Source organism: Kitasatospora sp. MAP12-44 (assembly GCF_029892095.1).
Classification (GTDB): domain Bacteria; phylum Actinomycetota; class Actinomycetes; order Streptomycetales; family Streptomycetaceae; genus Kitasatospora.
Genome location: NZ_JARZAE010000004.1, coordinates 3,000,275 through 3,013,215, shown reverse-complemented (window position 1 = coordinate 3,013,215; position 12,941 = coordinate 3,000,275). Strand labels below are relative to the sequence as shown.

Below are 12,941 nucleotides of genomic sequence, written 5' to 3'. Positions count from 1 at the left end.
TTTGGCTGACGCATCGTCAGTCCGGACGGCACTGAGCGCCTGCGGCAGGTGTGCCGCAGGCGCTCAGGTGGCTTCGAAGCCGGATCAGGCCTTCTTGGCCGGCTTGGGAAGCAGCTGCACCGAAGCCGCCACGGCCAGCGCGAGCACCGCGAGCACCTCGGTGCTCAGGATGAAGGCGTGGGTGAAGGAGCTCCGCTGGATGTGCGTGCCGAGCGCGTTGTAGAACAGGTTGCCGATGATCGCGATGCCCAGGGCGGTGCCGACCTGGACGGCGGTGGACAGCACGCCGGAGGCGGCTGCGGCAAACTGCGGGGGAATGCCGGCCAGCACGGTGGCGGACAGCGGAGCCATCACCATGCCCATGCCGTAGCCGGCCACCAGCAGGGCCGGGGTGATCCAGCCGATCGCACCGTTGGTGCCCAGGTGGTTGACGATCAGCTCCAGGATGCCCAGGCCGACCGCGAGCACCACGGCGCCCACGGCCAGTGTCTGCCGCCCGAGCTTGGCACCGAGCTGCTTGGCCATCATCGAGGCGACGAAGAAGCCCGAGCCCAGCGGGATGAAGATCAGGCCCGAGTCGAGCGCGGACAGGCCGTGGCCCTGCTGGAGGTAGAGCGCGAAGATCAGGAAGAAGGTCGACATCACCGCGTAGAAGAGCAGCGTGGTGATCAGACCCACCGAGAAGGCGCGCTGCTTGAACAGCGACATGTTGACCAGCGGGGCACCGCCCTTGTTGCCGAGGCTGTTCTGGTAGACGGCGAAGATCGCGAGCAGCACGGCGGCGCCGGCCAGGCAGATCCAGGTCCAGGCGGGCCAGCCCTCCTCACGGCCCTTGATCAGCGGGTAGATGACGCCGACCAGGCCGACAGTCACCAGGGCGGTGCCGACCAGGTCCAGCTTGGCGCTGCCGGTGCCCTTGGACTCGGGCACATGGCGGGGCGTCAGCAGCAGGACGACGATCCCGATCGGAACGTTGATCAGGAAGATCGCGCGCCAGCCCAGACCGAAGACGTCGGCCTTGATCAGCACGCCGCCGATCAGCTGCCCGAACACGCCGGCGAAGCCCATGGCGATGCCGTACGCGTTGAAGGCCTTGAGCCGGTTGGCGCCGGTGAACGCGACGCTGAGGATGGCCAGTACCTGGGGCATCATCATGCCGGCCGAGATGCCCTGGGCCACCCGGCCCACGATCAGCTCGCCCACGTTCGGGGCCACCCCGCACAGTGCGGAGGCGGCGGTGAACAGGGCCAGACCGACGGTGAACATGCGGCGACGGCCGTAGATGTCGCCCAGCCGGCCCGCCATCACCAGGACGGCGGCGACGGCGAGGCTGATCCCGGCCACGACGAACTGGATCGCGCCCGAACCCGCGTGCAGCTTCGCCTGGATGGACGGGATGGCCACGTTAACGATGAACATGTCAAGCGTGACCATGAATGTGGGTGCAAGAACCACGGGAAGTGTGGACCACTTCGGTGAATCGGCCTCGGCCACGGGGGCCGAGGGTGCAGCTGTTCGGCTGCGGGCATCGGCTGTGTCGGTCATCGGTAGAAACTCCTTGTCACTTCTTCGGTGCCGTGCGCGGGAGAACGGGAGACGGCGCCGTGCTGAGCTGGGCCTTCCGGCGGCTGTTTCCGCACGTCCGCGCTCGGTCGGCGACGGTCTGTGATCGCCTGCGTACGACGCCGTTCTTGCATGGTCCCGGGGGCACCTAGAAGGCGGCTAGAGCCCCACTCGGCCCCGAAAAGCCCCGAAAACCTCGAACTCCGCTCACTCCGCGGCCTGCTGCGCCAGGCCCCGGCGCAGGTGGCGGATCAGGTCCGAGGTGACCGCGAGCGCGTTGTCGCGGTGGTCGATGTAGAAGTGGTCGCCGATGAACTCGCTGTTGCCGAGGTAGGCCGGCGAGCGGGTGTCCCAGGAGACCATCGCGCCCGGGTCCATCAGCGGGTCGGACTTGCCGCTGTACGCGACGATCGGGCAGTTGGTCGGGGCCGCGTCGTCGACGTAGGTGGAGACCACCGCGAGGTCGGCCCGCAGCGCCGGGATGATCATGCCCAGCAGGTCCTGGTTGCCGTAGACCTCCTCGGGGAACGAGCCGAGCGTCTTCATCCAGCGCACCAGCTCTGCCTCCGGCATCCGGCTCTGCTCGTAGGTCACCTGCGAGAAGCCCTCCGGCGCCCAGCCCGAGACGCCCAGCAGGATCGGCGCCGGCATCCCGTCGCGGGCCATCAGCAGCGAGACCCGGTAGGCGAGTTGGGCGCCCAGGCAGTGGCCGAAGAAGGCGTACGGACGGTCGTCCAGGTCGTCCGCGATGGCCTCGTACATGGCGTCGACCAGCGGCTCGATCTCGGTGAACGCGGTCTCCGCCAGGCGCTTCTCGCGGCCGGGGAGCTGGACGATCTGGTGCGAGAAGTCGCCGGGCAGGTACTCGTGCCAGTTGCGGTAGATGGTCCCGCCGCTGCCCGCGTGCGGGAAGAGGAAGAGCCGCAGCGCCGCGTCCGGGTGGACCTCGGCCGGCTGCAGCCACTGGCCGGTGGTGGTGGGGGTGGTCATGCTGTCTCCTTCGAGGAGTCGGTGTCCTGGGCGAGCCGGGCGCGCACCGCCGGCAGCACGTGCTCGGCGATCTCCTTGAGCTGCGGCCCCGCGTCCAGCGAGCCCAGCCGGAGCACCACGTGCCGCGCGCCGGCCCGGACGTAGCCCGAGAGCCAGTCGGCGCACTCCTGCGCGCTGCCGTAGCCGTACGCCTGGATGCCCGTCATGACGTCCAGCGGACGGCCGTAGTAGCCGCGGACGTACGCGTCCAGGTCCTGCTCGGCGCGGGCCCGGTCGGGGTTGACGTTGAGCGTCGCGTACAGCCCGGGGACCACCGCGTCGGCGGGCCGGCCGTTCTCGGCCAGCAGCTCGCCGATCCGGCGGTACGCGGCGTCGTACGCCTCGACGGTGGGCAGGAACGGCAGCCAGCCGTCGTACAGCCGGGCGACCCGGGCGAGCACCCGGGGCGTGTCGCTGCCGGCCAGCCAGACCCGCGGCCCGCCCGGGGTGGCCGGCGGCGGCAGGTGGTGCAGCAGGTCGGCGGACAGGTGCTTGCCGCGGAAGCTGCCGGCGGCCGGGTCCTGGTCGCTGCTCCACGCCTGCTTCCAGAGCCGGACCGTCTCGTCCAGCCGGCCCGCCCGGCCCTCGAAGGGCACGCCGACGGCGGCGAACTCCGCCTCGCTCTCCGGCATCGGGAAGCCGGCGCCGACGCCGAGCTCCAACCGTGAGCCGGAGGCCTGGTCCAGGCTCGCCACCATGTTGGCGCCGAGCAGCGGGTGGCGCAGCGCGGCGGTCAGCGCCGCGGTGCCCACCGAGATACGGGAGGTGGCGCCGGCCACCGTGGCCAGCACCACCAGCGGGTCCAGCCGCGGGCGGGCGGTCAGCGAGTCGCCGGTCCACACCGCGTCCAGGCCCAGATCCTCGGCCTCGCGGGCGAGGTCGAGCAGCGGGCCGATGTCGTAGCTCCCGGTCATCGCCATTTCCCTGGTGGGCAACAGCAGGCCGAACCGGAGCGGCTGGGTCGAAGTGGTCGGTGTGCTCATGCGGGGGCTCCTCGTGGGTGTCAGGCCTCGGCGCCGGCGGCGCGGACCGCCAGGTGGCGCTCGCGCAGCACCCGGCGCAGGATCTTGCCGGTGGGGTTGCGCGGGATGCTGTCGACGAACTCCCAGCGGCTGGGGGCCTTGTAGTCCGCGATCCGGCCGGACAGGAAGCCGCGCAGGTCGCGCGCCCGCAGCTGCTCGCCCGGGCGCAGCACCACGCAGGCGAGCACGGCGTCGCCCCACAGCTCGTCCGGCACGCCCAGCACCGCGACGTCGGCCACCGCCGGGTGGTCGCCGAGCGCCTTCTCGATCTCCACCGGGTAGATGTTCTGACCGGCCGCGATGATGGTGTCGTTGATCCGGTCGCAGAGGAAGAGATAGCCGTCCTCGGTGAGGTAGCCGGCGTCGCCCAGGTGCAGCCACTCGCCGACCAGGGTCTCGGCGGTGGCCTCCGGCAGGCCCCAGTAGCCCAGCATCCGGGCCGGGGTCAGCACGCAGACCTGGCCGATCTGCCCGACCGGCAGGGTCCGGCCCTCCGGGTCGACGATCTTCAACTCGTGCCCGGGGCAGGCCTTTCCGGCCGCCGTGAGCACCGGGCTGCCGGGGAAGTGGTCCTTCGGCGGCAGGCAGACCGCGACCGTGCCGGTCTCGGTGGCGGCGTAGATCTGCGCGAACTCGCAGCCCAGCATGGCCAGGCAGCGCTTGAGCAGGGACTCCGAGATGGGCGCGGCGCCGTACGCCACCTTGCGCAGCGAGCGGAAGGTCTCCGGGGTCACCCCGGGCTCCTCGATCATCATCTGCAGCATCGCGGGGGCCGCGAAGGTGGTGGTGACCCCGTGCGCCGCGATCAGCCGTACGGCCTCCTCGCTGACGAACATCCGCATCACCACATTGGTGCCGCCGGCCACGAAGCCGTGCATGAACCAGCCCATCCCGGCGATGCTGAAGCCCGGCAGGGAGATCAGGTTGCGGTCCTCGGGCAGCCAGTCGATCCAGTTCGCCCCGCTGTCGCGCATCGCCGCGGGCAGCGTGAAGAAGCTGCGGTGCGCCAGCACCACGCCCTTGGGCTTGCCGGTGGTGCCGCTGGTGTAGATCTGCAGGACGGCGTCGTCGGCGCCGGTGCCCGGGTTCAGGTCGGTGTCCGGCTGCCCGGCCTGCCAGGCCCGCTGCCCGCCGCCGATCGGCCCCGGCGGAGCCAGCGCCACCAGTGTGCGCAGCTGCGTCAGCTCCTCCTTGACCCGCTCGGCGAGTGGCCGGAACGCCTCCTCGACGAAGAGCAGTTCGGCTCCCGAGTCGCGCAGGATGTGCTCGGCCTCGCTCCCGGTCAGCCGCCAGTTGACCGGGACCAGGACGGTGCCGGCCTTGGCGCAGGCCAGCGCGATCTCGTAGTAGTGCTCGGACTCCTTGCCGAGGTAGCCGACCCGCGAGCCGGGCCGCAGGCCGGCGGCCAGCAGGCCGTGCGCGGTGCGGTTGCTCTCCTTGTGCAGCTGCGCGTACGTGGTGACCCGGTCCTCGCAGATCACCGCGGGGTGGTCGGGCCGCCGGTGGCTGTGCTGGGCACAGGCGGCGGTGAGCGTCTGTGGTGCGTCCTGGGTCATGGCCCTGTGTGGCCCTTTCGCTCGATGCGGGTCTCGATGCGGGTGGGGAACGACCTGCGCGGCCGGCCGGGGTGTCAGCTCCCCGGCCGGCCGCGGTCTGCCGGATCAGCTCGCGGCCACCAACTGGTCGGCGGGCGCCAGTTGCTGGTCGATGTGATCGGCGAGCAGCGCCGCACTCGGGAAGTCGAAGGCCATCGACGGCGGCAGCGGCACCCGGAACGCCGCCTCCAGCGCGTTCTTGAGGTCGATCGCCACCAGCGAGTCCAGTCCCACCTGGACGAACTCGGTGTACGGGCCCACGTCGTCGGCGTCCTCGATGTGCAGCACCGCCGCCACCCGGTGCCGGATGAAGTCGGTGATCGCGGTGGTCCGCTCGGCGGCCGGCAGGCCGCGCAGCTTCTCCACGTCGATGGTCTGCGCGCTCGCGCCGCTGCTGCGGACCAGCTCGGCGTAGAAGGCGTTCACCACCGGCTTGGCCGCCGAGAAGCGGTCCCAGTCGCACTCGCCGGCCACCAGCTGGACCGGCGCCACCGGGTCGGTGCAGCCCATCCGGGCCAGCAGGGTGTCCAGCGCGCGGGTCGGGGTGAAGAAGGTGATGCCCTCCCGCTCCAGCGCCTTGACGTGCTGGGCGCTGAGCCGGGCCGACATGCCGACCTCCGACCACGGACCCCAGTTGACGCCCAGCGCGGGCAGCCCCTGGCCGGCCCGCCAGTGCACCAGCTGGTCGAGGAAGGCGTTGGCCGCCGCGTAGTTGGACTGCGAGGCGCCGCCGACCACCGAGGCGGCCGAGGAGAAGGCGACGAAGAAGTCCAGCTCGGGGAAGTCGGCGGTGAGCTCGTGCAGCAGCCAACTCCCGTACACCTTGGCGCCGAAGAGACTGTCGATGCTCTCCCAGGTCTGCGCGGAGACCGGCGCGTCGGCCAGACCGCCGGCCGCGTGCATGATGCCGCCCAGCGGGTGCTCGGCCGACTTGAGCTGCTCGGCGACCCGGCGCAGGTCGGCGGCGTCGCCGACGTCGCCCCGCAGGAACAGCACCTCGGCGGCCGTGCCGAGCTGCTCGCGGATCCGGCCGGCCTCCTCCTCGCCCACCGCGCGGCGCCCGAGCAGGGCGATCCGCCGGGCGCCCTCGGCCACCAGCCGCTTGGCGGTGACCAGGCCGAGCGCGCCCAGACCGCCGGTGACCAGGTACGTACGGTCGGCCCGGACCGGCACCGGGCCGGTGGAGTCCGCGATGGACGCGGCGGGCCGCAGCCGGAGCACCTGGCGCACGCCGGCGCGGTAGCCGACCTGGAACTCCCCGGTGTCCTTGGCCTGCCACTCCTGCACCAGCTCGGCCAGTGAGCCGTCCGCCGCCAGGTCCACCAGGGTGGTGCGCAGCATCGGCCGCTCGTTCAGCAGCACCTTGCCGAAGCCCCACAGGGTGGCCGCCGCCAGCCGGGTCGGGTCGCCGGCCGGGTCGCCGGCCAGCTGCTGGGCCTGCCGGGTGACCAGCCAGACCCGCAGGCCCAGGCCCGAGCCCTGCTGCTCCAGGCCGTCCAACAGGCCCAGCAGCTCACGGTAGTTGGCCTCGCACTCGGCCCGCAGCCGCTCGACACCGGCCGGGCCCTGACCCGCTCGCCAGTGCCACGCCAGGTCGGTGGCGCCCTCGGTGCGCAGCAGGCGCAGCGCGTCCTCGGGGGAGTCGGCGAACGACACCCGCAGGGCGCCCGGCTCGGCCGGCAGCTCGGCGCCGTCCGCGTTCAGCACCACCACATGGCGCTCGACCGGCTCACCGGGCTCGGCGCTCTGCTCGACCCAGACCGGTACGTGCAGGAACTCCCGCTCGCCGGCCTCCTCCTCGGTGCCGGGGCCGCTGCCGTTGGGCAACCAGTACCGCTTGCGGTCGAAGGCGTAGAGCGGCAGCTCGATCCGCCGCGCCTCCTGGCCGCGGTGGAAGCCCTCCCAGGAGACCGGCTGGCCGGCCGCGTACATCTGCCCCAGCGAGCGGACGATGGTCAGCCCCTCGGTCTCCTTGGGGTGCAGGCTGCTGAGCCAGCGGTGGTCCTCGGCGGTCACGCACTTCTTGGCCAGCGTGGTCAGCGCGGTGGACGGCCCGATCTCGACGATCACGTGCTTGCCGCGCCGCTCGACCGCGTGCATCCCGGCCTCGAAGGCCACCGGCTCGCCGATGTGCCGCACCCAGTACTCGGGGGTGGAGATCTGGGCCGGCCGGGCGACCTTGCCGGTCAGGTTGGAGATCAGCGTCAACTTCGGCTGCTGGAAGGTGATTCCGGCCAGCGCCCGGCGGAACTCGTCGAACACCTCGGTCATCAGCGGGGAGTGGAAGGCGTGCGAGACCTGCAGCTGCTTGACCGACAGGCCGCGCTCGCGCAGCAGCGCGCTGACCTCGGCCAGCGAGTCGCTGCCGCCCGAAATGACGCACTGGTCGGGCGCGTTGACGGCGGCCAGCGCGAGATCCGGGTACGCCTCGAGCAGCGGGGCGATCTCGGCCGCCGGGGCCGGCACGGCGGCCATCCCGCCCGGCGCGGTCACCGACTGCATCAGCCGGGAGCGGGCCGCCACCAGGGTGACCGCGTCCTCCAGGCTGAACAGCCCGGCCACGGCCGCCGCGACCACCTCGCCGATGCTGTGCCCGATCAGCGCGCTCGGCTTGGCGCCCCAGGAGAGCCAGAGCTGGGCCAGCGCGAACTCCAGGGTGAACAGCGCCGGTTGGGTGAACCGGGTCTGGTGGATCGCCTCCTGGTCCTCGCCGAGACCGAGCAGCAGGTCGCGGATCGAGCGGCCGAGCATCGGGGCGAACAGCTGGTCGCAGGCGTCCACCTGCTCACGGAAGACCGGGTAGCGCTCGTACAGCGGCTTGCCCATTCCGGGGTACTGCGAGCCCTGCCCGGCGAACAGGAAGGCGGTCTTGCGCGCCTCCGGCGCCTCGATCGCGCGCCGCTCCAGCTGGGCCAGGCCCTTGGTCAACAGGCCCTGCAGATCGGCGAGTTCGGAGACCGGACCGGCGATCCGCAGCGGGTGGTGCGAGCGGCCGACGTTCGAGGTGTAGCAGAGGTCGGCGAGCGACACCCCGGGCTCGCGCTCCAACTGCTGCTGGTAGCGCTCGATCAGGGCGCGCAGCGAGCGACGGTTCTTGGCCGACAGCGTGAACACCTGCCGGTCGCCGGGCCGGCCGGTCTCCTTCGGTGCGAAGACCGGCGGCTGCTCCAGCACCACGGCGGCGATCGTGCCGCCGAAGCCGAAGCTGTTCACCACGGCCCGCTTCACGTCGGCCTTCCACGGCCGGTTCTCGGTCGGGATCGTCACCGGGTAGCGGTCCCACGGGATCCGGCCCGAGGGGGTGTGGAAGTTGAGGTGCGGGAAGACGGTGTCCTCGCGCATCTGCAGCAGCGTCTTGAGCACGCCCACCAGCCCGGCCACCGGCTCCATGTGGCCCAGGTTGGTCTTCACCGAGCCGACGGTCAGCGGGTTCTCGTGGGAGTGCGACTGCGCGAACACGTCGCTGATCGCACCCATCTCGATCGGGTCGCCCAGCGGGGTGCCGGTGCCGTGCGCCTCGACGTACTGGATGTCCTCGGGGCGCAGCGCGGCCCGCTTGATCGCGGCCTTCATCACCTGCTCCTGCGCGGGACCGTTGGGCACGGTCAGGCCCGCGCTGTCGCCGTCCTGGCCGACCGCGGTGCCGCGGATCAGGCCGAGGATCGCGTCGCCGTCCCGCTTGGCGTCCGAGAGCCGCTTCAGCACCACGACCGCGCAGCCCTCGGCCCGCACATAGCCGTCGGCCGACTCGTCGAAGGTCTTGCACTGGGCGTCGGGGGCGAGCATGTTCGCGTTGGAGAAGATCACCGGGATCCGCGGGTGGTGCAGCGCGTTGACCGCGCCGGCCAGCGCGATGTCGCACTCCCGGTGGCGCAGGCCCTCGACCGCGGTGTGCAGCGCGGTGAGCGAGGAGGCGCACGCGGCGTCCAGGCTCATGCACGGGCCGCGCCAACCCAGGAAGTAGGAGAGCCGGCCGGACAGCGGGAAGAAGGTGATGCCCGAGGCCAGGTGGCCGTCCAGCTCCTCGTACGGCAGCGAGTCCAGCTCCAGCGCGTAGTCGATCGAGCTGGCGCCGATGTAGACCCCGCCGTTGCCCCGGCGCAGCGGGGCCGGGTCGATGTTGGCCTGCTCCAGGGCCTCCCAGGCGGTCTCCAGCAGCAGCCGCTGCTGGGGGTCCATGTACTGGGCCTCCTTGGGCGAGATGTTGAAGAAGCCCGCGTCGAACAGGTCCACCCGGTCCAGGAACCCGCCGCCGGCGGCCTTGATCCGACCCTGCTGGTCCGCGTCCTGCTCCTGGGCGGGGTCGTCGTTCGCCGTGGTGAACCTGTCCACGTCGAAACGGTCCGCCGGGAACGGGCCGATCCCGGACCGGCCCTCGCGCAGGAAGCCGGCGAACTCGTCGAGGGTGTTGCTGCCGCCCGGGAAACGCAGCCCGGCGCCGACGATGGCGATGGGTTCGTACTTCTCCAACATCAGGTCCTTGATGGCCTGCTGCTGCTTGCGTACGGTTTCCAGGGCGGTGCGAAGCTGCTCTTCCACGGGCGCGGCAGAGTCCGGCATGGGTTCCCTTCCTTCGACGGCGGCAGAGGTCCGCCGGTACTCAGACCGACCGGCAATTGGTGGGCGGCGTCGCGACGCCCGGGCTGTCGCCTGGACGGCTTCTCCTCAGTCGCCAATGCTCCGCAGTGGCTCCCTCGTCGGCACCGCCCAGACTCGGCCCGGACGCCGCTCCTTCCTCCACCCACCAATTGCCGGTCGGTCTTAGGACTCGTAGAGGTCTTTGAGGATGTCGTCGACCAGTGCGCGGTCGTCGGCCTGGGCGGGGGCCGGCGCGGGCGCTGCCTCGGCTGCCGCGGCCGACTCGGCCGGGCCGAGCAGAGCCGCCCCGAGGTGGCCCACCAGCTGCTCCACGGTCGGCTCGTTGAACATGGTGTTGGCGCTGATCGCGACCGAGAGGCGCTGCTCGAGGCGCCGCTTGATCTCGGTCAGCCGCAGCGAGGTCAGGCCGAGGTCGAAGTAGCTGCGGTCCAGCGGCAGTTCCTCGTCCGAGTCGAGCAGCAGCGTGGTGCGGAACTCGGCCGCCACCAACTCCCGCAGGGCGTCCAGGCGTTCGGACTCGGGGAGGGCGAGCAGCGCTTGCGCCTGCGAGGCCGGCGCCGTCATCGCGCGACCCGCGCCGGGTGCGGTGGTCGGATGTTCATGGTGAGGGCCTCCTGGTGCTGTCAGACCTGCCTTCGCGCGTCGGGCATCATGCGAACACGCCCGGCTGACCCCGTCCTGACGTGCGGCTGATCCACCCGCGCGGGCCTGCGGCGGGGGCCCGCGAGTGGTTTCAAGTCGGCTTCGACCACGGGTCCACCGACAAGTCGCACGCTTACTGTGTCGCCGCCCGCCGGTGGGTGGCGGGGCTAGAGCTGTCGTATGACCAAGGGAGATCAGCTGTGAGTGACCTCAACGACGTGGTGGCGCGTTACCTCGACATCTGGAACGAGGCCGACGCGGGCAAGCGCACTGCCGCGATTGCCGACCTGTTCGCGCAGGGCGCCACTTACACCGACCCGCTGGCTGCCGTCGAGGGCCTCGAGGGCATCGCGGCCGTCATCACCGGTGCCCGCGAGCAGTTCCAGGGCTTCGCTTTCAACCAGTACGGCACGGTCGACGCGCACCACAACATCGTCCGCTTCGGCTGGGAGCTCGTGCCGGCCGCCGGTGGCGAGAACATCGTCATCGGTTTCGATGTCGCGGCTGTCGATGACAGCGGCAAGATCAAGAGCGTCAGCGGCTTCCTGGACAAGGTTCCCGCCGGCTTCTGAACCACCTGCACAACGGCTCCACCGCCCCGGTCCGACGTTCTCGGACCGGGGTTTCGTGCGTCCTGCGCAGCCCGCGCGTAAGGGGTGGTGCCCGATCCTGCGGCACCACCCCTCTGCTTTGTACGCGGGCCGGTCAGGTCAGCGCGTTCTCCACCCAGTGCCGCAGCAGCGCCGCCTCGCCCGTCACCGCGACCTCGCTGTCGTCGATCGGCGCCCGCCGCTTGAGCAGCAGGAGCAGCTGGGCGGCGGGGCCGGTCACCGTGACGTCGGCGGCCGTGCCGGCCGGCGGCGCGACCACGGTCTGCGGCCCGTCCGGGGTGCGGGTGATCAGCCAGCTGTCGGCGGTGTCCCGGACCGGGTCGGTCACCCGGAAGAGCAGCGTCTGGCCCGTTCCCGCCAGGTTGGCCACCCGCGGGTCGAAGAACGGCGCGGTCGCCGGGTCGGCCAGCGACCGCAGCCAGTAGTCGATGCTGTCCTGCGACAGCGCAGCGTCCAGCACGAAGTCACGCCCGGCCAGCAGCTCGGCGTCCGCCCGGTGCACCGCGGTCTCCATCACGGCCCAGCTGGCCCAGAAGTCGGCCAGGTGCGGCCCGAAGGGCGTCCAGACCGGGCCCTGCGGGCCGGCCGCGCGCAGGGCGGCGACCAGCCGATCGGCCTGGTCGAGCAGCCAGTCGTAGACCTGCTCGCCGTCCTCGTCCATTCTGCCGGGTGAATCCTTGGCCAGCTCGGCCACCGCCGCCGTCCAGTCGGTGGCGCCGGTGCCCGCGCCCTCGACCGCGCCGGCGGGCGGCCTGAAGGCCGGCGCCTGGGTCTCCACCAACTCGGCGGCCCAGCCCAGGGCCTGGTGCAGATGGACGATCAACTGGCCGGCGGTCCACTCCGGGCAGGTGGGAGACATCCGGTCGAGCTCGACGAAGCTCAGCGCCTTGGCGAACGCGCCGGCCTCGGCCGCGATGCCCTCGCAGAGACGCTCATGGTTGAGCAGAGACATAGGGGTGCCCTCTCGTGGGGGTGGTTGGATCTGCCGGCCCGCGCGACCCGGGGGTGCTTCGTGTGGTGTCGGTTCGTCGACGGTGCATTAGAGGGCTGATATCGCACCGATATTCGACTGACGCGGGCCGAAGGGCCTCTTGATCCCGATTCGCTAAGGTGGGCGCCTACGCGGCGGGGGCGATCATGCTCGCCGGCGACGCGCCCATTCATCCCCCCTCTACCGGGTGAGGATCACCTCCTTGGCCCTCAAGACCCGCATAGCCGCTGCCGCCCTCGGCGCCGGCCTCGCGATCACCCTCGGCGCGCCCAGCGCCAGCGCCGACGCCTACCACCCGTCCGGGATCCCGAGCGTCGTCACCCTGGGCAGCGCCATCAGCCCGCACTGCCTGGAGATCGGCGGCTGGCGCACCGACAACGGCGCCCCGGCCCAGCAGTGGGACTGCAACGGCGGCGCCAACCAGAAGTGGATCTGGACCCACATCCCGGCGGCGGCTACACCTTGCGCAACGCCTGGAGCGGCAAGTGCCTGGACGTCCCCGGCGGCCGCAACGCCAACGGCGTCCGCATCCAGCAGTGGGACCGCTGGAACGGCAACAACCAGATCTGGCTTCCCTTCGCGCCCGGTCAGGGCTGGCCCCCCGTCAACTACTAGCGCCGCACCCCACGCCGTCCGGCCGATACCCCGGACGGCCCGGGTCCCGCAGGCGGGCGGCAGACCGTGCCTGGGCGAGATCCACATGCCGGTGCCCGTGAAGCCGCAGTGGGGCTGTGCCCGGAAACGACACTGGGTCTCCCCGCCGAAGCGGGGAGACCCAGTGTCGTACAAACCATCTGCTGTGCGCCGCCAGGGACTCGAACCCCGGACCCGCTGATTAAGAGTCAGCTGCTCTAACCAACTGAGCTAGCGGCGCCTGCTGACCTGGAAG

At 71.6% G+C, this 12,941-nt stretch carries 9 protein-coding genes and 1 tRNA gene; 2 read left to right on the top strand and 8 right to left on the bottom strand.

Annotation, left to right across the window (positions count from 1 at the left end):
* Positions 1–84 precede the first annotated feature (84 nt).
* The 6 genes from P3T34_RS14040 to P3T34_RS14015 form a co-directional block, all read right to left on the bottom strand.
* Complete coding sequence (locus tag P3T34_RS14040; RefSeq protein WP_280666370.1) at positions 85–1,545, bottom strand: DHA2 family efflux MFS transporter permease subunit; 1,461 nt, start codon at positions 1,543–1,545, stop codon at positions 85–87.
* 225 nt (positions 1,546–1,770) lie between these two features.
* Entirely contained in the window at positions 1,771–2,553 is a 783-nt protein-coding gene (locus P3T34_RS14035) for a thioesterase domain-containing protein (protein ID WP_280666369.1), read from the bottom strand.
* The gene (locus P3T34_RS14030) at positions 2,550–3,575 is read right to left on the bottom strand and encodes an LLM class flavin-dependent oxidoreductase (protein ID WP_280666368.1); all 1,026 of its coding nucleotides are present in this window, start codon (positions 3,573–3,575) and stop codon (positions 2,550–2,552) included. The genes P3T34_RS14035 and P3T34_RS14030 overlap by 4 nt, the downstream gene beginning before the upstream one ends.
* Positions 3,576–3,595: 20 nt before the next feature.
* Positions 3,596–5,170, bottom strand: a complete 1,575-nt coding sequence (locus P3T34_RS14025) for a fatty acid--CoA ligase (protein WP_280666367.1) — start codon at positions 5,168–5,170, stop codon at positions 3,596–3,598.
* Between the two features lie 105 nt (positions 5,171–5,275).
* Entirely contained in the window at positions 5,276–9,769 is a 4,494-nt protein-coding gene (locus P3T34_RS14020) for a type I polyketide synthase (RefSeq protein WP_280666366.1), read from the bottom strand.
* Positions 9,770–9,970: 201 nt separating this feature from the next.
* A complete protein-coding gene (locus P3T34_RS14015; RefSeq protein ID WP_280666365.1) occupies positions 9,971–10,372 on the bottom strand; it encodes an acyl carrier protein in 402 nt (133 codons plus the stop codon).
* 119 nt (positions 10,373–10,491) lie between these two features.
* Here P3T34_RS14015 and P3T34_RS14010 point away from each other — a divergent pair, with 119 nt between their 5' ends.
* Complete coding sequence (locus P3T34_RS14010) at positions 10,492–11,022, top strand: nuclear transport factor 2 family protein (RefSeq protein WP_348534658.1); 531 nt, start codon at positions 10,492–10,494, stop codon at positions 11,020–11,022.
* Between the two features lie 133 nt (positions 11,023–11,155).
* Here the strand turns inward: P3T34_RS14010 and P3T34_RS14005 are convergent, their stop codons facing one another.
* Positions 11,156–12,013 carry a maleylpyruvate isomerase N-terminal domain-containing protein gene (locus tag P3T34_RS14005; RefSeq protein WP_280666364.1) on the bottom strand — a complete coding sequence of 286 codons (858 nt, stop codon included), beginning with the start codon at positions 12,011–12,013 and terminating at the stop codon, positions 11,156–11,158.
* A 465-nt stretch (positions 12,014–12,478) separates the two neighbouring features.
* On the opposite strand from P3T34_RS14005, the gene P3T34_RS14000 reads away from it, so the two are divergent.
* On the top strand, positions 12,479–12,667 hold the full coding sequence (locus P3T34_RS14000) for an RICIN domain-containing protein (RefSeq protein WP_280666363.1): 189 nt from the start codon (positions 12,479–12,481) through the stop codon (positions 12,665–12,667).
* 185 nt (positions 12,668–12,852) lie between these two features.
* On the opposite strand, the gene P3T34_RS13995 is transcribed toward P3T34_RS14000, so the two are convergent.
* Positions 12,853–12,926 (bottom strand) — tRNA-Lys (locus P3T34_RS13995).
* Positions 12,927–12,941: the final 15 nt, after the last annotated feature.